28 protein-coding genes and 2 pseudogenes are annotated in these 26,904 nt (G+C 38.3%); 23 read left to right on the forward strand and 7 right to left on the reverse strand.

Annotated features, from left to right (window positions below):
- Positions 1-178: 178 nt before the first annotated feature.
- From ACLIBH_RS05720 to ACLIBH_RS05735, 4 genes and pseudogenes are all read right to left on the reverse strand, one after another.
- On the reverse strand, positions 179-451 hold the full coding sequence (locus ACLIBH_RS05720; RefSeq protein WP_439315741.1) for a DUF4190 domain-containing protein: 273 nt from the start codon (positions 449-451) through the stop codon (positions 179-181).
- Positions 452-715: 264 nt separating this feature from the next.
- The gene (locus tag ACLIBH_RS05725) at positions 716-1,255 is read right to left on the reverse strand and encodes a DUF420 domain-containing protein (protein WP_439315742.1); all 540 of its coding nucleotides are present in this window, start codon (positions 1,253-1,255) and stop codon (positions 716-718) included.
- A 198-nt stretch (positions 1,256-1,453) separates the two neighbouring features.
- Entirely contained in the window at positions 1,454-1,630 is a 177-nt protein-coding gene (locus tag ACLIBH_RS05730; protein WP_439315806.1) for an H-type small acid-soluble spore protein, read from the reverse strand.
- A gap of 42 nt (positions 1,631-1,672) precedes the next feature.
- Positions 1,673-1,834: pseudogene (locus tag ACLIBH_RS05735) on the reverse strand (H-type small acid-soluble spore protein); the annotation flags it as partial.
- A gap of 196 nt (positions 1,835-2,030) precedes the next feature.
- On the opposite strand from ACLIBH_RS05735, the gene ACLIBH_RS05740 reads away from it, so the two are divergent.
- The 6 genes from ACLIBH_RS05740 (at position 2,031) to ACLIBH_RS05765 (ending at position 6,473) form a co-directional block, all read left to right on the forward strand.
- Entirely contained in the window at positions 2,031-2,321 is a 291-nt protein-coding gene (locus ACLIBH_RS05740) for a hypothetical protein (protein WP_439315743.1), read from the forward strand.
- A gap of 106 nt (positions 2,322-2,427) precedes the next feature.
- On the forward strand, positions 2,428-2,571 hold the full coding sequence (locus tag ACLIBH_RS05745) for a hypothetical protein (protein ID WP_439315744.1): 144 nt from the start codon (positions 2,428-2,430) through the stop codon (positions 2,569-2,571).
- Complete coding sequence (locus ACLIBH_RS05750; RefSeq protein WP_439315745.1) at positions 2,568-3,980, forward strand: hypothetical protein; 1,413 nt, start codon at positions 2,568-2,570, stop codon at positions 3,978-3,980. The genes ACLIBH_RS05745 and ACLIBH_RS05750 overlap by 4 nt, the downstream gene beginning before the upstream one ends.
- 173 nt (positions 3,981-4,153) lie before the next feature.
- Positions 4,154-4,531, forward strand: coding sequence for a rhodanese-like domain-containing protein (locus ACLIBH_RS05755; RefSeq protein ID WP_439315746.1), 378 nt, complete (start codon positions 4,154-4,156; stop codon positions 4,529-4,531).
- 366 nt (positions 4,532-4,897) lie between these two features.
- Positions 4,898-5,845 (forward strand): threonine ammonia-lyase, encoded by a 948-nt coding sequence (locus ACLIBH_RS05760; protein WP_439315747.1) that lies wholly within the window; start codon positions 4,898-4,900, stop codon positions 5,843-5,845.
- A 163-nt stretch (positions 5,846-6,008) separates the two neighbouring features.
- Positions 6,009-6,473, forward strand: coding sequence for a GreA/GreB family elongation factor (locus ACLIBH_RS05765; protein ID WP_439315748.1), 465 nt, complete (start codon positions 6,009-6,011; stop codon positions 6,471-6,473).
- Positions 6,474-6,693: 220 nt separating this feature from the next.
- Here the strand turns inward: ACLIBH_RS05765 and ACLIBH_RS05770 are convergent, their stop codons facing one another.
- Positions 6,694-6,870 (reverse strand): hypothetical protein, encoded by a 177-nt coding sequence (locus tag ACLIBH_RS05770; protein WP_439315749.1) that lies wholly within the window; start codon positions 6,868-6,870, stop codon positions 6,694-6,696.
- 278 nt (positions 6,871-7,148) lie between these two features.
- Here ACLIBH_RS05770 and ACLIBH_RS05775 point away from each other — a divergent pair, with 278 nt between their 5' ends.
- The 8 genes from ACLIBH_RS05775 to ACLIBH_RS05810 all read left to right on the forward strand — a co-directional run bounded on the left by ACLIBH_RS05775 (position 7,149) and on the right by ACLIBH_RS05810 (position 13,958).
- Positions 7,149-7,742: a KpsF/GutQ family sugar-phosphate isomerase gene (locus ACLIBH_RS05775; RefSeq protein WP_439315750.1), complete on the forward strand. Its 594-nt coding sequence runs from the start codon at positions 7,149-7,151 to the stop codon at positions 7,740-7,742.
- 9 nt (positions 7,743-7,751) lie between these two features.
- The gene (rbsK, locus tag ACLIBH_RS05780) at positions 7,752-8,696 is read left to right on the forward strand and encodes a ribokinase (RefSeq protein ID WP_439315751.1); all 945 of its coding nucleotides are present in this window, start codon (positions 7,752-7,754) and stop codon (positions 8,694-8,696) included.
- A gap of 75 nt (positions 8,697-8,771) precedes the next feature.
- Positions 8,772-9,830, forward strand: coding sequence for a DctP family TRAP transporter solute-binding subunit (locus ACLIBH_RS05785; RefSeq protein WP_439315752.1), 1,059 nt, complete (start codon positions 8,772-8,774; stop codon positions 9,828-9,830).
- Between the two features lie 64 nt (positions 9,831-9,894).
- On the forward strand, positions 9,895-10,425 hold the full coding sequence (locus ACLIBH_RS05790) for a TRAP transporter small permease (protein ID WP_439315753.1): 531 nt from the start codon (positions 9,895-9,897) through the stop codon (positions 10,423-10,425).
- Between the two features lies 1 nt (position 10,426).
- Positions 10,427-11,713: a TRAP transporter large permease gene (locus tag ACLIBH_RS05795; protein ID WP_439315754.1), complete on the forward strand. Its 1,287-nt coding sequence runs from the start codon at positions 10,427-10,429 to the stop codon at positions 11,711-11,713.
- A gap of 21 nt (positions 11,714-11,734) precedes the next feature.
- A complete protein-coding gene (locus ACLIBH_RS05800; protein WP_439315755.1) occupies positions 11,735-12,658 on the forward strand; it encodes a dihydrodipicolinate synthase family protein in 924 nt (307 codons plus the stop codon).
- A 56-nt stretch (positions 12,659-12,714) separates the two neighbouring features.
- Complete coding sequence (locus ACLIBH_RS05805) at positions 12,715-13,704, forward strand: LacI family DNA-binding transcriptional regulator (protein WP_439315756.1); 990 nt, start codon at positions 12,715-12,717, stop codon at positions 13,702-13,704.
- Positions 13,705-13,802: 98 nt separating this feature from the next.
- Complete coding sequence (locus tag ACLIBH_RS05810; protein ID WP_439315757.1) at positions 13,803-13,958, forward strand: hypothetical protein; 156 nt, start codon at positions 13,803-13,805, stop codon at positions 13,956-13,958.
- 342 nt (positions 13,959-14,300) lie between these two features.
- Here the strand turns inward: ACLIBH_RS05810 and ACLIBH_RS05815 are convergent, their stop codons facing one another.
- Both ACLIBH_RS05815 and ACLIBH_RS05820 read right to left on the reverse strand, forming a co-directional pair.
- Entirely contained in the window at positions 14,301-14,720 is a 420-nt protein-coding gene (locus ACLIBH_RS05815) for a hypothetical protein (protein WP_439315758.1), read from the reverse strand.
- Between the two features lie 342 nt (positions 14,721-15,062).
- Positions 15,063-15,382, reverse strand: a pseudogene (locus tag ACLIBH_RS05820) (IS5/IS1182 family transposase); the annotation flags it as partial.
- Between the two features lie 263 nt (positions 15,383-15,645).
- Between ACLIBH_RS05820 and dpaL the strand changes: the two are divergent.
- The 9 genes from dpaL to ACLIBH_RS05865 all read left to right on the forward strand — a co-directional run bounded on the left by dpaL (position 15,646) and on the right by ACLIBH_RS05865 (position 26,653).
- Positions 15,646-16,872, forward strand: coding sequence for a diaminopropionate ammonia-lyase (gene dpaL / locus ACLIBH_RS05825; RefSeq protein WP_439315759.1), 1,227 nt, complete (start codon positions 15,646-15,648; stop codon positions 16,870-16,872).
- A gap of 30 nt (positions 16,873-16,902) precedes the next feature.
- Complete coding sequence (locus ACLIBH_RS05830) at positions 16,903-18,069, forward strand: YgeY family selenium metabolism-linked hydrolase (protein ID WP_439315760.1); 1,167 nt, start codon at positions 16,903-16,905, stop codon at positions 18,067-18,069.
- Between the two features lie 149 nt (positions 18,070-18,218).
- Positions 18,219-18,896: a GntR family transcriptional regulator gene (locus tag ACLIBH_RS05835; protein ID WP_439315761.1), complete on the forward strand. Its 678-nt coding sequence runs from the start codon at positions 18,219-18,221 to the stop codon at positions 18,894-18,896.
- Positions 18,897-18,940: 44 nt separating this feature from the next.
- Complete coding sequence (locus ACLIBH_RS05840; RefSeq protein WP_439315762.1) at positions 18,941-19,282, forward strand: zinc ribbon domain-containing protein YjdM; 342 nt, start codon at positions 18,941-18,943, stop codon at positions 19,280-19,282.
- A gap of 204 nt (positions 19,283-19,486) precedes the next feature.
- A complete protein-coding gene (gene htpG, locus ACLIBH_RS05845; RefSeq protein ID WP_439315763.1) occupies positions 19,487-21,367 on the forward strand; it encodes a molecular chaperone HtpG in 1,881 nt (626 codons plus the stop codon).
- Positions 21,368-22,323: 956 nt separating this feature from the next.
- Complete coding sequence (locus ACLIBH_RS05850; protein WP_439315764.1) at positions 22,324-23,229, forward strand: hydroxymethylglutaryl-CoA lyase; 906 nt, start codon at positions 22,324-22,326, stop codon at positions 23,227-23,229.
- A gap of 393 nt (positions 23,230-23,622) precedes the next feature.
- Positions 23,623-24,885, forward strand: coding sequence for a hydroxymethylglutaryl-CoA reductase, degradative (locus ACLIBH_RS05855; RefSeq protein ID WP_439315765.1), 1,263 nt, complete (start codon positions 23,623-23,625; stop codon positions 24,883-24,885).
- 181 nt (positions 24,886-25,066) lie between these two features.
- Positions 25,067-25,297 carry a hypothetical protein gene (locus tag ACLIBH_RS05860; protein WP_439315766.1) on the forward strand — a complete coding sequence of 77 codons (231 nt, stop codon included), beginning with the start codon at positions 25,067-25,069 and terminating at the stop codon, positions 25,295-25,297.
- Positions 25,298-25,300: 3 nt separating this feature from the next.
- On the forward strand, positions 25,301-26,653 hold the full coding sequence (locus tag ACLIBH_RS05865; RefSeq protein WP_439315767.1) for a tripartite tricarboxylate transporter permease: 1,353 nt from the start codon (positions 25,301-25,303) through the stop codon (positions 26,651-26,653).
- Positions 26,654-26,904 lie beyond the last annotated feature (251 nt).

Genomic DNA, 26,904 nt, shown 5'->3' on the forward strand with positions numbered 1-26,904 from the left:
AATAACGAACGGTAATAGAGGATAAAAGTGTCGCTATACACATCGATTAAAAATAATAGGTATTTGTTCCCGTTTGAGATATTAAAAAAAAGTCACCCCGTCTATCCGTGGATAACCGAGCTGACTTTCCTTTTTACATACAGATTATTTCTATTAAACGTTGTACGGTTACTTGCTGTTAATAATAGGACATGTTTATAAGTGCAGTAAAAAACAGAATAATACCGATAATCGCAAAGAAGCTTAAAATAATGCCGACAATGCTGCAAATAAGCCCAGCTGTTGCCATTCCACTTCCGAGCTCATTCGATACTTTCATTTCTTTTGTCGCTTTTCTTGAAAAAACAATTCCTATTATACCTAATAGTAAGCCAATAATCGGTATGAGGATGGACAAGATCCCAACAATTAAAGCAATAATTGAATTCGTGTTTGTCTGTTTATTCTCCATTATGCCCTCCGTTAAGCAGTAAGTTATTATCATGCTATCATATGTGTTTGCCTAGAGTAACTAGAAATGTACGCCGCTAACACATGTAACGATCGTCGAGTTGTAGTGTACGACACGCTACCCGTTTAAATTACAATAAGCAGTAATCAATTTGATTACGATTCTATGCAGCACCAATTAAATACATGCGAATTTCAATTTTGATAAATGGTTAATTCCTGGCACATAATAGCTGTTTGGATTAATAAAAATTGGTTAATTCGTTTAATAATAAGGAGAAATTAAAATATATACGAGCACACCGGTTAAGCTGACGTATAGCCAAATTGGCATTGTCCAGCGCGCGATTTTTTTATGCTTTTCAATTTTACGTGTAAGCCCCCAAACGAGTGTAAACAATGCTAACGCTACGACGATTGGTGCCAGCGATATATGCGTTATGAGTACGAAATAATAAATAAGCTTTAATATACCGTCGCCTCCATAGCTTGTACTCGGAGCGAGTGTATGGTAGGTCAAATAAGTGACGAGAAAGAGTGCCGTCGACGTAAAAGCAGCAAATATAAAATTGCGATGCATTGTAATGTTTTTTCGTAAAATAAAAAAAAGAGCTGCCAGTAAGAAAATAAAGGTAAATGAGTTAAAGATCGCGTTTAATCTTGGTAAAATTGTAATATCAAATGGAATATCACGGTCCTGCTTCGGTATTAAAAATAGGATCACGATAATTAGATTAATGACGACCGTTAATGTAATAATAATCGGTGTATAATTCTTTTCGTTTGATAAAGGTTTATTCGTCATTTGTACGTTCCTCTCTATTAATAAATATGACTATTCTTATTGTATCATCAAAAGAGAATCACGAAAGGAAAGTGCAAGCTTATATTGTGAATGAATTGTTACAACATCCTTTATAAAAAGGTAAACATGCAGCAGGTAAAAGTGAGGTACATAAAAAGAAATAGACCTTCTGAAATACAGAAGGCCAAATTTTAGTTACTATTCTTTTAGTCCATGAATTGGTACGGTAATTTCATGATCTGGCTGATCATGTGGAAAAACACGTGCAGTTTCGTTCTGTTCATCTACGTGCTGAATATAAACGGGTTGTCCGTTATATGTGACACGCTTCATTTCTGGCGATTCGGCAATATGAGCTGCACGTTGCGTGTTCATAGACAAGCTGCCCGTAGTAAATAGATCCTCTTCTATAAGCCCGGAAAGCGGAACGATTTGCTCAGCGTCCATTTCATTTAAAGGAAAAACAGTTGCGGTTTGATTTTCTTCATTTACACGTTGAATAAAAACAGGAACACCATGATAATTAACATTAATTAGAGTAGAGGAATCGATAATAGCTCTGGCGCGCTGACTGTCCATTCGTTATCCTCCTTTACGTAAGTTTAAGGTGTATTATTTACAGTAAGACCGGATTTATACGATTACGCGCACCATACAGACAACAAAGAAAATTGAAACCTCTACGAAGCTTATCTTAAATCTGTTAGACAAAGCAGGAAATGAAGAACTTCTTGAAGCAATGAATTTATAAAAACGGTTATAAAAGGAGAATTGTATGCGGTTAATCGCTACACAGCCATATATTAAAGTGATTAGAGAAGTAACAAGTGTCGAAAAAAAAGAAGTTGAACAAGAGCGGATCCTTTATTTGTATGAAGATAAAGTCGTTACCGAATACCGTGAGTTTCCATTGAAGATAGTACTCGATATGTCGTACAGACGAATAGGATCTGCTGGTGGACTGTTGTTTCTTCATACGACAAAAGGAATGTATGCGTATACGGTAAAAACGGAAACGAGCACATTTATTAATGCCTTTCACGCTTTTAAAAATAAAGAAATATGAATGCATATATACCAACGCCTACGACAGAGAAGCCTTCGACGATCTATTTTTTGGTTAATATGATAAAATAAAGGGCAACAGACGATACTGGAGGAGAATTGCACAGATGGATAATTGTGGGGACCTGCATGTATTAAGTCGTGAACGAACGAATAGATTATTACAAAGAAATAGAAAAGCTTCAGAAAACGAGAAGAACGCAGCATACTATTGGGTGTCTAAAGCCGTTTCAGAAAGCGTAATTGCATGACGGACGTTCGGTCATGGGGGTTACGGCTATCGATTGCCAGCTTCGCGCTCTTACACTTTTTCACTGCTTTTATCCATTCAAGCAATCTTGAATATGTATTATCCATTAGCGGTATTTGTATTCTCATTTTTGCCGGAATAAAAAGTACATTATTTAAATTTAAAATACCCGTTTTCCTGCTGCTCATCGGTGTAGGCATTATTATTTTTACAGATGGACCTGTGATTGAAGGGATTATGCACGGGATTTTACAAATGCGCAATATTATCGGACTTTTAATCGTCGTTCCGCTTATTAGTTGGGTATTGCAAGAAGAGCCGTATGTCGAGGATATTATGGCCTTTTTTCATACGTTTATTAATACGAGCCGGAAATTTTACTTTGGCTTAGTAGCTTTTACCCAAGTGATTGCGTATTTTTTGTTATTTGGCTCCATTCCAATGATGTACCAATTTGTAAATGTTATTTTAAAAGAGCAAAAGGGTGAAGTGTGGGAAAACTTCAAAGGAACGGCTCTGTTACGTGGCTTTGCTCTATCGACAATGTGGGTTATTAGTATTCCGAGCTTTATATTTTCTGTGGAAACATTAGGAGCTTCTTTATGGATTGCCATTTTACAAGGGTTTGGCATGGCATTACTTGGCACTGTAGTGGCAGTTTTGTTTTCTATGTTTCAGGAAAAAAGCTACGGTGTGGAATTAACACCAGCATTAAATACAGAGATTAATAATGTTTTAAAGCATGCATCCAATGTGGAAATACGTAAACAAAAAGTGCTTGAATTTGCGCTTTTATTTATTACTTTGTTTGGGACAATTTTTGTTTTGCATGCTGTGCTACATGTACCTTTAATGCTCATTATTCCAATCGTTGTCGTTGTATGGACATCTGTTTTTTATTTAATGAAGCGTAAGGTGAGAAAGTTCTTTCGAGTTGCCAAGCATTACGTAATGGAAGATATGATGAAGCAATCGTACCAGCTAAGTGTAATGGTTGCTGTCGGTGTCTTAATTTATGGATTGAATCAAACGGAATTTGCAACGGTTGTTGTGGAAGGTCTTTATTATACGCAAAATCATTTGCCTTTTATTAATTTGCTTTATTTGTTGCCGTTTATTGTAATTATTCTTGGCTTTTTCAGCTTAGGCCCATTAACAGTTATGGTATTGGTTGCTGGAATACTTGAAAGCTTATCATTGCCTTATCCGCCTGAGCTAATTGTCCTAGCAATTACATCGGGAAGTGTAATCTCCATTTTATTGTCGCCTGTTGTCATGCCAGTTATTATTCTTAGTGCGGCAAATGGATTAGGCTTGTTTACAAATGGAATTAAATTTAATATAAAATATAGCATTGTTTTTTACGTACTTGTTCAAATATATATTCAACTACGAATTTATCTTGGGTAGTTAAAGTTGCTTCAAATGTAAGGGGCGGCTCCAGCGAAAATCATCCGCATGGAGTGCAAAAAATAGACATAACAGCGAATAATTTTTTTGAAATATATACGAGTTCAAATGGAAAACAGCAAGCGACAATAGGTGAAAGAATAACGTCTAAACTTTACGAGGGAGGCTCTCTTATGGATCTAATTATTTTTGCGATATCAATTACGTTTGGCGCACTTGTGTTAAAAAAGATACTTCCACCACGTGGTGTGGAACAGCTTACGGTAGATGAACTACGCCCGATGTTAAAAAGCAATACGAACGACGAGTACCAATTTATTGACGTTCGCACGGTGCGAGAGTATGAAAAACTTCACATATACGGATTTAAAAACATCCCTTTACACGAATTAAAGAGTAAATTAAACACACTTTCAAAAGAGAAACAGATAGTTGTTATCTGTCAAACAGGCATGCGTGGGAATGAAGCATGTAAAAGATTGAAGCGCCGTGGGTTTACAAAACTCGCAAATGTAAGAGGTGGGGTCAGCACGTGGGAGCCGCATCATTAAGCGGACTTGAATATTAGCAGTAATTTAGGATCTGTTAGAAGGTGTCTGTTTTATACCGGTTTTTCACAACTATCTTTATAAAGCGGTGCGACAGGGGGCATGTCGCGCCGCAGTACAAATCTTTACTTTCCTTTTTGGTGCGTTAACGAGAAGTGTCTACATTTAAAGTTAATTAAGCGAATATTCGCTAAATTACATGTATACGATACATAAAAGGTGTTGAAAAATTACATTGAGTAAATTAATGCGACAGCAGCTTCGTGCATTTTTTAGACTGGACGCTCGATGACATTTCTAAAAAGCGACCCACACAGTATAGAAGCGGCCACATGTGGCGTGTAATCTATTTTAGAAAGGGGAATTGTATTGATCTCATTAAATGATATACAACAATCGAGAGAAGCGATACGTAATATCGTAAAAGTTACGCCAATATTTACCTCAGAGCAACTGTCTCAAACGTGTGGGAATGAACTGTTTTTAAAGGGAGAGCATTTGCAAAAAACAGGATCCTTCAAAATACGCGGTGCAACAAATAAAGTATTGCGTGCGGTAAAGGAGGGCACGAAGCATGTAACTGCTGCTTCTTCTGGAAACCATGGGCAAGCTGTTGCTTATATTGCAATGCGGCTAGGTGTTGAGGCGACAATAGTTATACCAGAAAATGCAGCTGCTTGTAAAGTGAATGCCATTAAAGCATACAATGCACAGATTGAAATGTGTGGCACAACTTCAGCTGAGCGAATCCCTAGAGCAAAGGCGCTGGCGAAGGAGAGGCAAGGTCTGTTTATCCCACCGTATGATGATCCGTTAATAATTGCAGGTCAAGGTACAGTAGGACTGGAAATTATGGATCAAATAGTGGACGCGGATGCCATCGTAGTACCTGTCGGTGGTGGCGGGTTGCTTTCCGGTATTTTAACTGCCGTAAAAGAAACACGTCCAGAAATTAAGGTAATTGGTGTGGAGCCTGAAATGGCAAAGGATACGTATTTATCGTTACATAAAGGTACGATTACTCCTATATCAAATACGGAGACAATTGCGGATGGATTACGTACGACGCAGCCTGGCGACTTGACCTTTCCTATTTTACAAAAGTATTTGGATGACTTAGTTTTAGTTAGTGAGGATGAAATTCGTTCGGCACTTAGCTATGTTATGGAGCGGCTAAAGCAAGTAATCGAACCGTCCAGTGCAGTAACAATTGCTGCGGCAATGCACCAAAAGCTTAATCTAGCTGATCAAAGGGTGGTTGCTGTAATTTCGGGAGGAAACGTAGATATGAACCAACTATCTACTGTTCTTCTATAAAACTAGAGAAAAAGAAGGCTCTTTTTTTATAGTTAAGAAGGATAGGGATGTACTAGAATAGAAAAGCCTATATTCGCCTTATTGGTGGAATATGGGTTTTTTATCTTTTGAAAAGTGGAATCATCAAATGAAGAATATTTTAATGATATGGAGGGTAGTACAGGTGGATGTGACGTATTCGTTAACAGAGAAAGGACTAGAAAAGCTTACCGATGAACTGGATTATTTGCAAACAATTAAGCAGAAGGATGTGGAGGCACGTGTTAAAAGAGCCCGAAGCTTTTGCAATTTTTCGTCCGACCCGACGTATTCAAGTGCAGTAGAGGAACTAACGCGCGTAACCGAACGTATAAATACAATTGAGCATATGCTTCAGCATGCAAGAACAATTGAAAAATCAACTAGTGAAGTTGTAACGCTAGGTTCCTTCGTTCGGATAACAAATATTCCAAAAGGCGAAAGCGTTGTATATCAGCTTGTGAATCGTGTTGAGTCTGACCCATCGGAAGGAAAAATAACTTTACAGTCGCCAATGGCAAAAGCACTACTTGGGCATCGGAAGGGCGATGAAGTTTGTGTTCAAACGCCACGTGGGAATAGGCAGGTGCGGATTATGGATATTTTCTAAATAACCGCTAAAAAAGACGGAAATGAGTTATAGAACTTATTGGAAGAAATATTTGGACCATAGACTAAAAAACTTTAATGCATGCCTCAACTTAATTTGTGCGGTCATTCGCTTACCCTCCTATTTTTCTAGAATTGATTAGCAATTCCAATTGTAATTCCGTCAATTAATGATAACAAGAAATAAAATACTTCCTCCTGCTTCAAAGCCTAATGCGATGTCACTTCGATACAAGCACTTTCTCTCCCAATCCTTTCACACCGACCATTGATGCAATAAGAACCATCGCTCGCGCCAGCACAGTTGTTTGGTTTACTCTAGTAAAGCTTGTGGAAGCAGTAGGGTTTCCCAATTTGAGGAACCGAATGAGCGCGGATTCTACCAATTCAATCCCCATAAGTGTTGCCCTAAATATCTACTAAACGGGATGGGAAAATATGTTTTAAATTCTCGTTTGTTAGTTTAATAAGATGATTATTAAGGTTGTAGATGTTAAACGTACCTTCTACAATCTTGGCATAGGTATAATTTAATTTGAATAAAATCAAATTGTATATTAATCATTCGTAAAAAAGGTAAATAAATTTTTACAATGGGTATAGACAACGTATCGAATATCATGTAAAATTCTAGGTAAACGTTTACGTAAACGTTTACAGGTAGGAGGGAATCTTATTGAGTAATCAAGATTACATAAAGGGTGTTATTCGAAGTGAGGCAGAGGCAATTCTTCAGCTTGCCGATCAAGTTGGCCCAAGCTTTGATGCGGCGGTCCAGCTAATAGAAGGTAGCAGCGGTAAAGTTGTTATTACTGGCGTAGGTAAATCGGGGCATATTGGAAAGAAAATTGCTGCAACACTTGCAAGCACTGGAACACCAGCCTTTTTTGTTCATTCTACAGAAGGTGTTCATGGGGATTTAGGAATGATTGAACCAAATGATATCGTTATTCTTATTTCTAACAGTGGGGAAACAGCCGAAGTATTGAGCCTATTGCCAAGCCTAAAAACGATAGGTGCGCGCTGTATCTCAATTACAAAAGATAGCACATCTACATTGGCGACAGCTAGTGAAGTCGCATTGACGTACGCTTATAATAAAGAGGCAGATCATCTAGGATTAGCACCAACAACGAGCTCAACTTTAACGCTCGTAATTGGAGATGCTCTTGCTTGTGCTTTATCAAAAAATAAAGGGTTTCAAAAAGAGGATTTCCATGTATATCATCCTGGGGGAAGCTTGGGGAAACAATTAGAGAAGAATGAATGAGGAGATGGAATGCAACAAGTTAATCGTAATACTCAACCGAACATATTAGTAATTGGCAGCTTTATGATGGACTTAATTGTTCGTACGAATCGTTTTCCAAATGTCGGTGAAACGATTATAGGGGATAGCTTTAATCGATTCCCAGGTGGAAAAGGGGCGAATCAAGCAGTAGCCGCAGCACGTCTTGGTGCCCAGGTTACAATGGCTGGAAAGCTCGGTGACGATGAGTTTGGAAATGAGTTTGAGCAAACGCTGCAGAAGCACGGAATTAATATTGATTATGTCGTACGTGATACTAAGTATGCAACTGGGATTGGTTCTATAAGCTTAGACGCTAGTGGAGACAATAAAATTGTTGTCGTACCAGGTGCAAACATGAAATACAGTATTGACGACCTTAAAAAGCTTGAATTAATTATTGATGATATCGACATGATGATACTTCAGCTGGAAATGGATTTACAAGTAATTGAAGCGGCTGTAATGCTTGCTAAAGATAAGAATATTCCAGTCATTTTAAACCCAGCACCAGCTACCGAATTAAGTCCTAATATATTGAAGCATGTAACCTATTTAACTCCAAATGAAACCGAAGCGGAATTGCTGACGGGCATCCCAATTCATAATTTAAAGGATGCTGAGAAAGCAGGAAAAAAACTGCTTGAATTAGGAGTTAACCATGTGATTATTACACTTGGCGAAAAAGGTGCAGCCGTTGTAAGTGCTTCTGGTGTGCTGCATATACCTGGTTTCCCAGCACAAGTAGTGGATACCGTAGCAGCAGGAGACACTTTTAACGGAGCGCTTGCAGTGCAGTTGGCCTGTGGAGAATCGATTGACGCGTCGGTGAAGTTCGCCAATGCTGCCGGAGCTTTAGCAGTAACGAAAGAAGGAGCGATTCCTTCTATACCAAGTTTAACCGATGTACATCAGCTTATGAAGAAGCCTGTATAAGCCGATGGTAAGAATTTTACAATAAAGCGAAAAGCTTTATTAAATAAAATGTATAAATTTGAGAGGGGAAAAGTTATGAAAAAGAGAAATTGGTTTTTATTTATGGTAATTCTAGTTGCAAGTCTCGTCTTAGCAGCATGTGGAGGCGACAAGGACGCAGATGAAGGTACTGATTCAGATTCTGCTTCAGAGAGCGAAGGTACGGACAAAACATTTGAACTAAACTTTTCAACAGCTAGTGTACCAAATGATGCACATACAGAAGGCTTGTATACGCTAAAAGAATCCATTGAGGAAAAAACAGATGGTCAGGTTACTGTGAACGTTCACCATTCAGGATCCTTGTACAATCAGGATAACGAAGCGCAGGCTTTAATGAGAGGTAATTTAGAAATGGCGTATGTTTCTGCACCATGGGTAGCTGAAAACATCCCATCCATGTCTATGTTTACTTCTGGGTACTTATTTAAAGATTACGATCATATGACAAAAGTATTCAACGGCGAAATTGGCGATGAAGTGTTTGAACAAATCGTAGACGAGCTTGGTATTAGACCACTTGGAGCTTTCTACCTAGGCTCTAGACAATTAAACTACCGTGATATTGGTAAAGAAATAACTAAACCAGAAGATCTTGAAGGTGTAACACTTCGTATGCCTAATACAGAGTCTTGGTTGTTCTTAGGAAAAGCACTTGGTGCCAATCCAACACCTGTTGACTTCTCAGAGCTGTATATGGCATTGAGCTCAGGAACAGTAGATGCACAAGACAACCCACTTCCAACTGTGCAAAATGCTAAATTTTATGAAGTAGCTGAAAACATTACATTATCGTACCACGTAATTGATACTGTATGGCCGACAATTAATGAAGAAGTATGGCAAGAAATGGGACCTGAGCTACAGGAGAAAATGTATGAAGCTGTAGAAGATGCAAGAAATACTGTAGACACGATGAATATTGAATCCGAAGCAAGACTCGTTGAGTTTTTTGAAGCAGAAGGTGTAAATGTTGTTGAAGCAGATATTGACGCATTTATGAATCATGTACAAAAGCAGTATTTAGAAAATGAAGAAATGACGAGCACTTGGGATATGGATCTATACGAAAAAATTCAAGAAATGGCCAACTAATTTATGAAACAATATACTTGACCCGACTTATGTGGGGTCAAGTATTTGTTATAGAGGTGTTTCGATGTCAACATTAAAAAAATTTATATTGCTATTTAGGAACTTTGTAGAGGTATATGTGCCGATAATTGCATTTTTTATTATGTTTGTTGCGTTTGTTATTCAGGTGTTTAGTCGTTACGTATTAAACGCACCGTTAGCGTGGACGTATGAAATAACTGCGATTGGATTTGTGTGGACAATTGTTTTAGGTGCAATCTATGCTAGAAGAACAGAGGATCATGTTGCTTTTACGTTTATTTATGACATGGTATCGGAAAAAATACAGCTTCTTTTTAGAGTAATTGGTAATGTAATGATTATTTGCCTTGTTTCAATAGCGATGTATCCGACATATGATTTTATCCAGTTTTCAAAAATATCGAAAACAACGACATTTAGCATTCCAATGAATATCGTATATTTTCCGTTTATTCTTTTGTTCATTATGCTCATCCTGTATTCAGTAATTGATATCGTGATTGACATTAAGAAGTTTAAACAGCAACGTTCAACAGAAAACAATGTAAATGAAGCTACACGGGGAGGGCGTTAACATGGACTCGATATTGATTTTTACCATTCTTATCTTTGTCATTTCCTTTATCATTAGAGTTCCTGTTGCCATAGGCATGATTCTAACTTCAATATTCTATTTTGTTATGAAAGGACAAGATATCGGAACGGTGTCAGATGTATTGTTGTCCAATTTGTTTTCGTCGTATACAATTCTGGTCGTTCCACTATTTATTTTTACTGCAGAAGTAATGAATTCTGGGTATGTTACTGACAAAATATTTACTTTCGCCAATGCGCTCGTAGGTAGATATAAAGGTGGCATGGGGCATGTTAACGTAGTTGCTTCCTCCGTGTTTTCAGGTATGTCTGGATCTGCTGTGGCAGATGCTTCTGGTTTAGGAAAAATGGAAATAGAGGCAATGCGTAAACAAGGATATGATGATGGATTTAGTGCTGCAATTACTTCAGCGTCCGCAACAATTGGACCACTATTTCCTCCAAGTATTCCACTCGTTATTTATGCAATGCTCTCAGGTGCATCTGTTGGTGCTTTGTTCTTAGCTGGAATGGTACCAGCAATTCTGTTGGCAGTTGCTTTAATGTTATATATTGTATATATTGCTAGAAAACGAGACTATCCACGAGGACCGAAATATACACTCCGTTCTTTTCTAACATACTCTTTTCAAGCAATACCAGCTTTATTGACACCTGTTATTTTATTAATTGGTATTTATACAGGGATTATGACTCCGACAGAAGCAGGTGCTATTGCGGCGTTATACGCGCTCATTATTTCTATTTTTGTTTATCGTACGATGGGCGTTAAGAAACTTAGCATTGTTTTTAAAAACACAGTCAAAACTACGGGAAACCTCGGATTAATTGTTGGAGCCGCGTATTGCTTTTCTTATATCGTTGCATACGAGCAAATTCCTGCTTTAATTTCCGACTTTATGCTCGGTCTTACAGATAACCCGTACGTTATGCTATTAGTTATAAATATTTTCTTTTTAATTATGGGAATGTTCGTTGACACGATGGTAATGACATTAGTATTTATCCCAATGGTTCTTCCTTTTGTTGAAACGATGGGAATTGACCCGGTACATTTTGGTGTTATGATCGTATTAAATATGATGATTGGCTTATCAACACCGCCATTTGGTATGTTGCTGTTTATAACGTCTGGTATTTCGGGTACACCGTTGAATAAAATAATTAAAGAAATATGGCCGTTAATTCTAGTAATGCTTGTCGTGCTCGGATTAGTAACGTATATTCCAGAAATTTCATTGTTTTTACCGAATTTATTAGATATATAACGAATGGAGGAGTAATGCATTATGAATAAAACGATCGCCAATGGCGTATGGCCAACGATGATAACACCATTTACAAAAGATGGTTTGATCGATTATAAATCTTTGGACAATTTGATTGAGTGGTATATTGACAATGGGGTGCATGGTCTTTTTGCAGTTTGTCAATCGAGTGAAATGTTTCACCTTTCACTAAGAGAGCGAATTGAGCTTGCTGAGTTTGTAACGAGAAAGGTAGATGGAAGAGTACCTGTCATTGCATCTGGAAATGTTTCGTTTGCTATTCAAGATCAAATCGATGAAATAAAGGCAATTGCTAATACAGGAGTAGACGCAGTTGTTTTATTAACGAATAAGCTTGCGCGAAGCGATGAGTCGGACGATGTATTTAAAGCGAATGTGGAAAAAATTCTAAGTGAAACCGACGGGATTACGCTTGGATTTTATGAATGTCCATTACCTTATAAGCGCTTATTATCTCCAGAATTACTTCAATGGTGTGCGGCTACGGATCGCTTTTCTTTCTTGAAGGATACGAGCTGTAATGTAAGAGATATCGAACAAAAGCTTGCTGCAGTTAACAATAGTAATTTGAAAATATTTAATGCAAATGCACCAACGTTATTAGATTCATTAAAGCTCGGTGCTCATGGATATAGTGGAATAATGTGCAACTTCCATCCCGATCTATATGTACGTCTGTATGAAGATTGGGAAAACGCTCCAGAAAAAGCGAATAAATTGCAAAGCTTCCTAGGACTTGCATCAACGATTGAAAGACAGCTCTATCCAATGAACTCCAAGTACTTTTTGAAGCTCGAAGGGATATTGGAAGATTATGCATGCAGAAATACGGACAAAGTCCAGTTTAATTCTGCATTGCAATTGGAAATTAAGCAAATGTACGACGTTTCCAAGCAATATTCAAAAGAATACAAGATGAAATAGTACGAAATGCTTATAGGCATTTATATTTCATTGTGCTAGACATGGAGTGAGCTGTAATGAGAGTAACAATTAAAGATGTAGCAAAGGAAGCAGGAGTTTCTATTGCGACTGTGTCACGTGTGATAAATGACAGCGGATATGTGAGTGATCCAATTAAGAAAAAAGTACTTCAAAAAATAGAGCAGCTCGATTATCAAGTTAATGCAGTGGCTAAAAGCTTAAAGCAAGAAAAAACAAACATGATCGGGGTTATAATTCCCGACATTTCAAATCCGTATTTTATGCAAATTTCTAAAGGTGTTGAAGATGAAATTGAAAGATACGGCTATAATCTAATATTTTCGAGTTCAAATGAAGATGAAAAAAAGGAAGCAAAGCTTCTTGAATTAATGAATGAAAAAAGAGTAGATGCAATTATCCTAGCAACAACTGGTAAAAACAAAGAACAAATAGAGCGCTTAGCTAGTACAGGAACTCCAATTATTTTAATCGACCGTTTTAATGAAGAAATAAAACATAGGATTTCTACAATTACTGAAGACAACCAACTCGGTGCATATAAATTAACGAAGCACTTTATTGATCAAGGTCATACGAACATAGGTGTCATTAACGGCTCACTTGATGTAAACACAGGACGTGATCGCTATAAAGGTTTTTTACAGGCAGTGGAAGAGCATGACGTTTCAGTTGAAGACTCCTTCATCTACAACGGTGATTTTACGGAAAAGTGTGGCTATGAAGCGGTGCAACATTTTTCTTCCCAAAAAAACGTGCCGACAGCTATTATTGCCTTCAACAACTTAATGGCTGCTGGGGCAATTAAAGGATTAACAGAATCAAGAAATCTTCCGCTTGATCAAGTAAAAATCGGTTGCTACGGTGAAATAGAGTTCATGGTGCTCATGCAAACGTTGAATGTTGTTTATATAAAACAGAATTCGTATCAAATGGGCAAAGATACGGGGAAAGTACTAATTTCTCATTTAAATAAAGATCGACATGCTCCACATACGATTATGTATGAACCAGAATTGATTGTGTGAAGCGGATTTATAGATTTGAAAAACTATTTAAACTTATTAAGTACGTATAGTACTAACTTTAAAAGGCTTCTTTTGCATTTTACGTAAAAGAGGCCTTTTTGTATAGTCCTCTTCCAGATAAAGAGGCCGTTCAACAAGATACTATGGTTAATGATCAAGGAAAAGAGCTTCCTGTTGTACGTATGAATTTAATATTGGAGAGGGTTATCGAAAATACGTTGTATCATTATCTTAAAAATGAAATGAAAAGCTAAATATGATTTTAAAGTAAACTCATTAACAACGTATCTGCTGGAGCAACTTAACACGCAGGAAAACTCCATTCCCATAGACAGGATTGGCGTTTTACCGGTTTATACTTAACCAAATTGTCGCTTTACTGATAGATTCTTCTTAAATCTCTTACGAAACGGCGGGTAAGAGATTTATACAAAGCAACTTTTGTTGCTACAGAAACATCAGACTTTTATATAAAATAGTAAGTGGGAAGCGGGAATAGTATTTAATGAAATACAGTCCCGCTTGTTAACTCTAACATCCAATTTAGTAGGCTTTCCCTCAAGTAATAATAGATTTATTACGATATAACAACCGTGCTATTCCCAATATTTTATGAGTAGTCCGACAACCACACCAAATACAGCATGTCCGGCCGTCCAAAAAAACCAAGCCGCGAAGTCAGTTGCGGCAGGAGGCTGAGCGGATAAAGACGTTAAGAAAAATAACGCACCACCTCCAATTGAATATACAAGTACATAAGGGTGAATGGATCGTTCAAGGTAAAGTAGCTTTAAAATGTAAAACAATAGAACGACACTAAGGATACAAGTAACATAATGAAAGCATATTCCCCAGAACAAGCTTGGCTGCCAATCCTGTATAATAGGAATATAATCCATATTAAATAGAAGATCATACGCTTTATTATGTGTTACAAATTTCACTATTTTTAAGGAAAAAGCGAGAATATACCCAGATAGGATCCCAGTAATGAGTAGCTTTGCAAATTGCTTCACACGTCACCCTCCAATTCACACAGAGTTGCCTCTGCTTACTACTTGTTTACGTATTCCCTGATTTACTCTAAACCAAGCAACGAATTTATTTTTATAAGTGAGTCAATTTCATCATTGCCATTTTTAAAAAATCACAAAAGAACAGAATTTTAAAATCGACTTAAAAATTTAAAGCTAGATCGGTGGCTGCTGTGTTCCATCCGAATCCACTCCGCTTTCCGCAGGCAACGCCTCAACTAATTTTAAACGTTTTTCCCAAAACTTTTAAAATGTATTTTCGGCTGTTGCTTTACCTGCAGGAGTCTGCGTGGATCCGGATTCCACACAGACGAGTTTGTGTTGCTATGCAACCTCTGTTTCTTGGTTGAATGCTGTATGAATTCGATCAACTGCTAATTTAGATGCATTGTACACATTAAGGTGACGCGTTTACCTGTTCTGTAACGAACATTGTTTAATTGAAAGAACTCTTTAAGATATGCATTCATTCGTTCAACGGGTGTACGTCGATAATAGATAATTTCTCAAACTTCTGATCCCCGAGCTGGAGCTATATATTTTTGAAGATCTTTGGGGATCTTCACCTTAAATACTTTTTGACAAATGCCTTCAGTAGCCAATGGACAATCGATACATTCCTTGGAGCTTATGTATTTCAAGGTCTAGTATTTTGGCGGAGCTTGATCGCAAGCCTCAAAATGGATTGCTATTCAGTATAAAAAAGTAGTTTCCAATTACTTTGACTGCATAGTCCTTCTAAAAAAATGCTCTGACAGAAATAAAATATTCGTAGCTGTGGCATTGACTGTTTTAATATATGTGATATATTACATATCAATAAGCGAAAAAATACTGCTAATAAAAATTAATTAAGTGTAAAAGATGACAAAGAAATTTATAAATAAAAAAACTGAGGTGGTATGACATGGAAAAAACAGCTGAAAAGAACATAAAATGGGTAAAAAATAAGTCTTATTCTTCAACGTATAACGATGAGGAGCTCGCTCCCTTTTCAACCGAGCACATTACGAACGTATTACAGTTTCAGAAATCACATTCCGCTTATAAAGAAACACCGTACATTTCCTTAAAGGAACTTGCACGTTATTTAAAGGTGGCGGATATAAGCGTTAAAGATGAGTCGAAACGGTTTGGTTTGAACGCCTTTAAAGTAATGGGTGGGATTTATGCCGTTGGTAAATATCTTGCGCAGCAGTTAGGGAAAGATATTAGCGATTTGTCGTTTGCGGATTTGCAGTTACCAGAAGTAAAAGAACAGCTAGGCGAGTTAACTTTTATTTCAGCAACCGATGGAAACCATGGGAAAGGGATCGCTTGGGCTGCTCGAGAGCTTGGTCATAAATCGGTTATTTATATGCCGAAAGGGTCTTCTCATTCCAGGCTGGAGGCGATTCGAAACGAAGGTGCTTTTTCGGAAGTTACGAATATGAATTATGATGCAACCGTTCGTATGTGTGCCGACTTGGCAGATGAAAATGGTTGGATACTCGTACAGGATACGGCGTGGGAAGGATACGATGAGGTTCCGCTTTGGATTATGCAAGGGTACGCGGGTATTGCAAAAGAAATGATTGACGATCTGGAGCGTTCAGATAAGCAGGCACCAACACATTTGATTTTACAGGCGGGAGTAGGTTCCTTTGCTGCAGGAATTGCTGCTTATTTTAAGGAATATTACAAGGATCAATGCCCAACAATTCTAGTCGTAGAACCAAACCTTGCAGATTGCTATTATCGCTCTTTTTCGAGTGCTACAGGCGATATGGAAGTTGTAACGGGCCATATGAATTCAATAATGGCAGGTTTATGCTGTGGAGAGCCGAATAATCGTGCGTTTCGTATATTAAAGCAGTATGCCTCTGCATCTTTTTCCTGTGATGATCGTATTGCGGCGCTAGGGATGCGTGTGCTTGGTAATCCACTTACTGGAGATAAAAAGATTGTTTCCGGTGAATCAGGAGCTGTTCCACTTGGACTCCTTTTTGCGCTACGAGAAGAAGAAGATGAGCAAATTTGCGCAGAATTAGGGCTGGATGAGCAGGCTCGAATTGCAATTATTAATACAGAAGGCGATACAGATTATCAGCATTACCTTGATATTGTGTGGAAAGGCCATTATCCAAACGATTAATGAAGTGCATATAAAAGGGGGAAAAGTAGATTGGAGCCTATTCAGTGGAGAAATATGGAATCTGAAGTGCTTGCATTTGCACAGCAGTTAGTTCAAATAAAAAGTTATTCCGACGATGAAGAAGCAATTGCCTTATGCATTGAAAAAAAGATGAGAAAGCTCGGCTATGATGAAGTTATTATTGATTCCCTTGGAAACGTTGTAGGCAGAATCGGAAATGGCGATACGTCGATTATGTTTGATTCTCACATGGATACGGTTGAAGCAAACAATGTAGAGGACTGGATTGTGCCTCCATTTAGCGGAGAGATTGTCGATGGTAAGCTGTACGGTCGGGGAGCGGTCGATATGAAGTCTGCAATTGCTGCCTCAATATACGCTGGAGCTGCAGCAAAAAAGCTCGGTTATGCAGCAGACAAAACAATCTACGTGTCTTGTACGGTGAATGAAGAATATTGTGACGGGGAAAATTTAAAGCATTTATTTAAAGAGCTTGCATTAAAACCTAATTACATGGTGATTTGCGAGCCGTCGGATAATAAAATAACTCTCGGGCATAAAGGGAAGGCGCAAATGCTCATTAAAACAAAAGGTGTATCTGCCCATGGATCTGCACCTGAAAAGGGTAAAAATGCCATTTATGAAATGGCGGAAATTATTCAACGTGTAGAAAGGCAAAACGATCATTTAATGCGAGAAGAAGGTTCAAAAGGAACGCTCGTTATGTCAAAAATATCGAGTGTTAGCGCTTCTCTAAATGCCGTCCCATCAGCGTGTGAAGTATATTTAGATCGACGGATCGTGCTAGGTGAAACCGAAGAGATGATAAAACAGGAAATGGATAGCCTAATTGAAGGGAAAAATGCAACGTGGGAAATTGGTACATTGCATAGAAAAAGCTGGACAGGAAAAGACATAACGTACAATCCCTTTCATACTGCTTGGAAAATTGACGAAGATCATGAGCTGACAATTGCTTGCAACAGAGCGTATGAAGAAATATACGGAACTCCTCCTACAGCGTATGATTTTTGGGATTTTAGCACAAATGCTGTTACACCTGTGAGTATGGGTATTCCTACAATTGGATTCGGACCAGGTGAGCATAAGCTAGCACATATGGATAATGAACATTGTGCAGTTCAAAAGATTGTAGAAGCGTTTCAATTTTATACTTCCTTAATTAATAAAATATAGAAACAATATCGGACGTTTACAATAGATTCCGAGTACCTTTTCTATAATTACCGCTTAAGCCGACGAAATAACGTCGGCTTAAATACATTATGCGTATAATGTAGTATAATTGGCTCAATTGGTTAATGGTTAAAAAAAGAGGGGTTAAAATGAATAAAAAAAAGGATGTCAAAATAAAACGGACGTTTATGCGCGATGAAGCTTATGACATACTGCAAGAGTGGATTATGCTTGGTAAGCTTGAACCAGGGGAAAAATTACGTGACCAAGATTTATCGAATGTTTTAGGCATAAGTCGTACGCCAATTCGAGAAGCACTTCTTCGCTTGGAGGATGATGGCTTGGTCGTTACGAAAGCGAATCGATGGACACAAGTTGCAGCCATCAATTTGCAAGAGGCGCGAGATATATACTCCATTGTAGAAGCTTTAGAGGTTCTCGCTGCTGCGCAAGGGTTTGAAAATGTTGGAGAAACAGACATAAGCGATTTAGAAGCAATAAATGAAACGTTTGAACAGAAGCTAAAAAGTGGCGAAAATATAGAAGTGTTTCAGGCAGATCAAGCGTTTCATGATAAAATTATTCAAAAGTCAAACAACATGGAATTAACACGTATGCTTGCAAGCTTAAAAGTGAAAATTCAGCGGATGGAAATTCATTATTTTAGTAAGCAAATGTATAGCGGTGAATCACGATTGGAGCATTTGAAGATTATTGAAGCATACAAGGCTAACAAAAAAGAGCAAGTCATACAGGCAATTCAAGAAAATTGGCGTAATAGTCTTGCCCGAATTGAACAAATTCACGACAAGAATGAAACGAATTAAAGATCTTAGAACTACTTAATTACTATAATAACGGGGGATGGAAAATGACAGCAATACCTAATTGTCCAAAATGTAATTCAGCTTATACATATGAAGATGGCATCCTGTTTGTTTGTCCTGAATGTGCCCATGAATGGACAGCAGAAACGAGCGAGGAGCACACGGAAGAAGAACAATCCATCCGCGATGCAAATGGAAATGTGCTAAGCGACGGGGATACTGTTACGGTTATAAAAGATTTAAAAGTAAAAGGAAGCACGTCAACAGTGAAAATGGGAACAAAAGTTAAAAACATTCGACTTGTTGGTGGGGATCATGATATTGATTGTAAAATTCCCGGATTCGGGCAAATGAAGTTAAAATCAGAATTTGTAAAGCGAGGCTAGCATAGCATCAATTGTACATTTCGTATTAGCTGTATAAGCGGTACAGCTGAATGAATAGTAACTGAAACGAAACGAACTATTTTTCTTTTAGCACTCTCGCAGCAAGAGTGCTAAATATTTTATTTTTTTGTTCTCGTATTTTATAATATCTTTGGTGAGCCATCATTTATCAAATGAAAAAACGATAGATAAAGGAGCGATTTCATGGAAAAGAAACAGTTTCAAGCCGAATCCAAGCGGTTGCTAGAAATGATGATTAATTCGATCTATTCTCAAAAAGAGGTGTTTTTACGTGAATTAATTTCTAACGCCAGCGATGCTATCGATAAAATTTATTATAAAGCTCTTACAGATGATTCGTTAACGTTTAATCAAGGGGATTACTACATAAAAATAGATGCAGACAAGGAAAAACGTACGTTAACAATTTCTGATACAGGAATTGGGATGACGAAAGAGGAGTTGGAAAATAACCTCGGAACAATTGCACAAAGTGGTTCCCTCGCATTTAAAAAGGAAAATGAAATTGAAGACGGCCATGACATAATTGGTCAATTTGGTGTTGGATTTTATGCCGCGTTCATGGTGGCTGACGTAGTAACAGTAACGAGCCGTGCACTTGGAAGCGATGAAGCGTATACGTGGGAATCAGAAGGTGCGGATGGCTATACGATTATACAAAGTGATAAACAAGAGGTAGGTACGGAAATTGTTCTCCAGATGAAAGAGGATACCGAGGATGAAAAGTACGAAGAGTTTTTAGAGGAATATCGCCTACAAGAGGTTATTAAAAAGTATTCCGACTTTATACGCTATCCAATTAAAATGGATATTACGAAAAGCAAACCAAAGGAGGATAATGAAGAAGAGTACGTTGACTATGTAGAAGAAGAAACAATTAACAGCATGGTTCCAATTTGGCGCAAAAACAAGAGTGAGCTAACAGATGAAGATTATGAGAACTTCTATAAAGAAAAGCACTATGGTTTTGACAAGCCACTAAAACACATTCATACAAGTGTAGATGGTACAATTCGTTATCATGCGATTTTATATATTCCAGAAACAATGCCCTTTGACTATTACTCTAAGGAATACGAAAAAGGACTAGAATTGTATTCAAGTGGTGTGCTCATTATGAATAAATGCGCCGAGCTACTCCCGGATTATTTCAGTTTTGTAAAAGGTCTTGTCGATTCTGAGGATTTATCGTTGAATATTTCCAGGGAAATGCTACAACACGATCGTCAACTAAAGCTGATTGAAAAAAATATAACACGTAAAGTAAAAACAGAATTGAAAAGCATGCTGAAAAACGAGAGAGAAAAATATGAAAAGTTTTACGATACATTTGGACGTCAGTTAAAGTACGGAGTATATAGTGATTTTGGAGCAAATAAAAAAACATTACAAGACTTGCTCATGTTCTATTCTTCCACAGAGAAAAAGCTTGTCACGCTTGACGAGTACGTTGAACGGATGCCAGAGGATCAAAAATATATTTACTACGCTGCAGGTGACTCCGTAGAGCGATTGGATAAGCTACCACAAACCGAATTAGTTGCTGATAAAGGGTATGAAATTTTGTATTTTACAGATGATGTGGATGAATTTGCCATCCGCATGTTGAATGAATACAAAGAAAAGGAATTCCGCTCCGTTTCAAGCGGCGACCTAGGAATTGATGACGCTGAGGATAAAGAAACGGAGAAAAAAGAAGCAACAGAGAACAAAGAGTTGTTTGACTATATGAAGGATTTGCTAAAGGACAAAGTAAAAGATGTACGAGCTTCTAAGCGATTACGCTCACATCCAGTTTGCCTTTCTGCAGATGGGGAAGTGTCCATTGAAATGGAAAAAATTCTACAGCAAATGCCGGACAACCCAAACGTACAAGCAGATAAAATACTCGAAATTAACGTAGATCATGAAGTATTTGAATCACTGAAAAAAGCATATGATACGGACAAGGATAAAGTAAAACTATACACAAGTTTATTGTACAACCAAGCGCTATTAATCGAAGGTCTGCCAGTAGGTGACCCTGTTGAATTTACAAACGATATTTGTAAAGTAATGGTGTAAATCCGATTCAAGCGTTCCGCGCTCACGAAGTGGTGTTCCACGCTCGCCAAGTGGTGTTCCACGCTCGCAAAGTGGTGTCCCACGCTCGCAAAGTGCGTTCCCGCGCTCGCAAAGTGCGTTCCCGCGCTCACGAAGTGTCGTCTCGCGCTCGCAAAGTGCGGTCCCGCGCTCGCAAAGTGCGGTCCCGCGCTCGCAAAGTGCGTTCTCGCGCTCGCAAAGTGCGTTCCCGCGCTCGCAAAGTGTCGTCCCGCGCTCGCAAAGTGCGTTCTCGCGCTCGCAAAGTGCGTTCTCGCGCTCGCAAAGTGCGTTCCCGCGCTCGCAAAGTGCGTTCCCGCGCTCGCGAAGTGCCGTTCCGCGCTCGCAAAGTGTCGTCCAGCGCTCGCCAAGTGGTGTCTCGCGCTCGCAAAGTAGCGTCTCGCGCTCGCGAATTGCCCGCCTACTCGCAATTGTGCGCCAATTGCCCACATGCGTATATAAAAATTGCTGTAAGTATAAGGTGCACTATCAATTGCAAGCTACAACTAATTTTATAAGTACCAAAAAAACGAACGACGTCTATATAAATAGGCGTCGTTCGCTTTTTTGCCAAAAAGACATACCTCTCTGCTTATAATCCCTTTTTTCCTGCAAGCTTTCGTGTCTAATGATAAAAAGCGGCACATTTTTACGGAGAACTCCGTCAATCAAAGAGTAGTTGCTACATATAATATATTATTAGTAGATATATCGTTTGACTTATTACAATATTTGTAATATATTATATTCAACAATGTTGAATAAAAAGAAACAAAGATGAATATAAGTAGATTAAGCAGCATACTTTTTATAAAATGTATATGGAAGCGCCTTCATCTCCATGGCGCAAGTGTGATCGCTCGTTACGAATAATGCTCGCATTATTAGTTGAAAAAACTCAAGTCATTTAATCGTATGTACAGGAAAAGGAGGGGTAGGGAATGAGACAATGGCCAACGGAAGTACGAATTAAAGAGGTCGGTCCGCGTGACGGATTGCAAAACGAACAGAATTGGGTGCATACACATGATAAGGTTGCTTGGATTAATATGCTATCCGATTCAGGAGTGTCGGAAATTGAATATTCTTCGTTTGTTCATCCGAAGTGGATACCCGCATTATCCGATGCGCGTGAAGTAGGTAAGAGAATTAAGCGGAATCCGAATGTACGCTATTCTGCCTTGGTTCCAAATATGAAAGGGCTTGAGCATGCGCTGGAGGCTGGAATTGATGGTGCTTCTATCTTTATGTCGGCAAGTGATTCACACAATAAAGGTAATATAAACAAATCGATTGCCGATACGTATTCCATTTTGAAGGAAGTAATAGATGAGGCAAAATCAGCTGGGAAGCATGTTACCGGATATATTTCTACCGTTTTTGACTGCCCTTTTGAAGGAAAAGTCACTCCAACTCAAGTATTACGAATTTGTGAGAAGCTTTATTCCCTAGGTGTTGATGACTTATCATTAGGAGATACGATTGGAACTGCAGTACCGTCACAAGTCGAGAACTTATTAGAAGTGCTATTAAAATACTACCCTCAGGAAAAGATGATTATGCATTTCCATGATACACGAGGGATGGCGATCGCCAATATAATGACGTCGATGGAATATGGGATTACACGCTTTGATAGCTCTGTAGGAGGATTAGGAGGTTGTCCGTACGCACCTGGAGCGGCAGGGAATGTAGCAACAAATGATGTGTTGTATTTACTTCATGGTATGGGAGTTAAAACAGGAATCGATGAAAAGAAAGTAAAAGAAGCAGGTTTTTATATTCAAAAGAAATTAGGGAAACAGCTCCCGAGTAAATCGCTCATGTATGCTGCAGCACAAGGATAAACGAATATATAGTCGTATAAATGTAAATAGTAAAGAACCATTATTTTCTCTTGCTGGCAATAATAACGTAAGGGAAAATAATGGTTTTGTTTATACTTTAAAAGCAAATGAATTATTGAGACACCTTTAAAAAAGTGATATGTATCGATAGTTACGAGGCATTAATACGTAAAAAACCAAGTCGACTACCCGGTAACCGACTACAGAAAAGATATGAAATGCGTTTTAAATAACTTAATACGTTGCTACAAAAACGAATCGATCAAAAACAGGAGACGAGCAATTGTATCCTGTAACAATATCCACAGTTGAACGTATGAAGTCCATACAAGTTATTGCCGCACTTTGAAGGCACATTCTTTTTATAAACGATTATAACCAGGGAGGAAAAGCATGATGACATCGAGAATACCAGGATTTTATAAGCTCTCGCCGAATGAGCGAATTGATAAAATAGGAGAAAGTGTAAAGTTAACAGAAATTGAAAAAAAAACACTAACCGAATGCAATGGATTGCAGCTTGAACAGGCTAATCAAATGGTAGAAAATGCAATTGGAGTCTTTCCGATCCCGTTAGGAGCTGCTGTTAACTTTAAAGTAAATGGGAAAGACGTAATTGTACCGATGGCTACGGAAGAGCCGTCTGTGATCGCAGCTGCTAGTAATGCAGCCAAATTAGCGTATGACTTAGGTGGTTTTACAACCTCTTACACCGGTTCAATAATGAGAGGTCAAATTCATATCGTTAATGTAGCACAACCGTATCAAGCAGTGGCAAAGATTTATGAAAACAAGGAGGAAATTTTACACATATGTAATGAACAGGATCCAACGCTTGTAGCTTTAGGTGGCGGTGCGGAAAATTTAGAGGCGCATGTAATCGAGGCCAATGGAAAAGCAACTGTCGTTATTCACTTACTCATTAATACAATGGATGCCATGGGTGCGAATGCAGTAAATACAATGGCAGAAGCTGCTGCATTAAGGATAGAAAAAATGACAGGTGGCGAGGCCGTATTACGTATTTTGTCTAATTTAGCGGATCAACGAATTGTTCGAGCGCGTGCAAGCTTTCAAGACCCATTTAAAGGAGACAGAAAGCGAACGAATAAATTTATTCAAGCATATGAAATGGCACTTGCAGACCCGTATAGAGCTGCAACACATAACAAAGGGATAATGAATGGCATAACAGCGGTCGTGCTTGCAACTGGTAATGATACACGAGCGATTGAAGCGGGTGCCCACGCTTATGCGGCTAAACGAGGCGGTTATCAGTCATTAACACATTGGGAAATAGAGAGCAATGGTACAATTACAGGAACCATTGCTGTACCAATGGCTGTAGGGATTATCGGGGGGACTACTCAAGCACACCCAATTGCTAAAACAGCTATGAAAATCCTACAGACGACTTCTGCCGAAGAACTCGCAGGAATTATCGCATCGGTCGGATTAGCGCAAAACTTTGCAGCAATGCGCGCGTTAGTAGATGAAGGTATTCAGCGAGGACATATGAAGCTTCATGCGAAAAATATGGCCGTCATGGTCGGTGCAAAAGGAAACCAAATTGAAGAAGCAGTACGTATTGCACTGGAAAAAGGTACTGTTCGATACGATGCTATGCAAGCAATTGTTCAATCTTTAAAGTATTAATTGAACAATTTTAAAAAACATAATCGCAAGTGAAGATTCAGAATAAAATAGTTCACTAAATGAAATTTATGAAATAATAGAGGAAATTTATCGCAAGTACAAGTACAATAAATAATGAGTTATGCAATCCTGATGAATACATAAAAAAGTAAGACACAAATTAGAGTAGGAGTGATGACGATTGGACAAAAAAGACTATGTTGAAGTATGGGGCGACCATGTTAAAACAAGAGATTTACTGTTTTCCATGCTCTTATGTATTGTCTTCTCACTCGGTGGGTACTTAATTGCACCTGGTGAAGCACCACAGCCACTGATTTTTGGACTTATTGGTGGGGTTATCGGATTTATTTCAAGTAGTATAATTATAAAGCCGAAGCGGAACATCGTTAAAGAAAAGGGGGAGGAATAATCTGTGGATACGATTATCATTATACAAGTAATAATAGCAAGCATCAGTGGTGCTGTATTGTATACACTGATCGGAATTGCGCCGGGGACCGATGAAACTGCGGTGCTTGCACCAGTCACGATCGCACTTGCTTTATTAGGATTATCCCCTTATGTAATATTAGCGTTTTTCATTTCAGCGATTATCGCCAAAAAACTAACCGATTCTATCCCTGTAGCGGTTGCTGGAATTCCCGGCGGGGTCATGGCAGCCCCTATGGTTGAACATGCGATGGTTTTAAAAGCACATGGTATGCCAGATGTTAGTATTAAAAAGATGACATCTGGGTCAGTCATTGGCACACTTGTATCAATTCCTGCAAGCTTGCTCATTGCATATATTATATTGCCGTATGCAGATAAAATAAGTGCGTATGCTGGTTTGATCTTTTTTTTCGGGGCGATCTTTCTTGCTTTAATGGCAAAGAACAAAATTTTGGCATTATCGGTAATTATTCCGTTTGCATTGCTTATTCAAGGGTTACGCCATTTATACTGGGGACTTGAAGTTATTCCAGCAGATTCAAACGTATTTGTTTCTTTTTTTCTAGGTATAACGATCGGTCCTATTGCGTTTACCTTATTTGAATTATTAAATAAAGAAACCCGAAAGAAGTTACCACAGCTCGGAAATAAGGAAATAACTTTTAAAACGTCAAAGACAGAAAAGGGATTTCCGAACCCGTTTAAAATATTGACAAAAGAAGAGGTATCTACCTCTGCGTTGGGGAGCTTTTTAGGTTCTGTTACCTTTTTCTTGTCTCCTGTAGGCATGACTGTATTTTTAGGTGAGTTTTTGACACGTCATATTAAAGACCCAGTTAAGCGAGCCTCTCGGGCAATTTCAACAATGGACGGATTAACGAATGCTTCCTATATATCAGGAACGCTCGTACCGTTAATTGCGATCGGTCTGCCGTTGTCACCTATGGCGATTGGCCCAGCTGCTGGGTTATTTAACGCACCTCCAGTCTTTACACCTGAAAATAATATACACCACTTGTTATCAATGGGTGAAATTATGACGGTAACGATTATCGGTGCAATTATCGCACTATTAATTACTTTTTACATAACGATCAAATATGCAAGTAAAATTTGTTTGTTCGTGTTTAAATGGATTCCACATGAAGCGCTTATCGGATTATTTGCAGGACTAGTCGTAATGCTCGCATTTATGGATGCTGGTTGGATTAACATTTTCGGAACCATTTTAATTGCGCTCGTTTCTGGTTTGCTCCATAAAAATGGCGTCAATTATGGTGTCTTATTTATGGTTCTATATGCTGCGCCTTGGTTGCTCGGTGTATTGACGTAACAAAAAAGAGAACGGCAAGTGTGTTAATAACAGACAGTGTGGTTGACAGGAATTGTGTAATAACTTGAATGCTTTGCCAATCAATTAAAAAATAAAATATAAACAACCGTATAATGTGCGATGGGCTTCCCATCGCTTTCTTATTGTTTAAGAAATGCTACTGTTCGAATGGTTATTGTGTTTTAGAATGGTTTCATTTTTGTAGCGGGTATATAAATAATACATCTGTTTGTAATATAATTTATATGGAA

The sequence above is a fragment of the Virgibacillus sp. W0430 genome (assembly GCF_051846935.1).
Taxonomy (GTDB): domain Bacteria; phylum Bacillota; class Bacilli; order Bacillales; family Amphibacillaceae; genus JBPYCR01.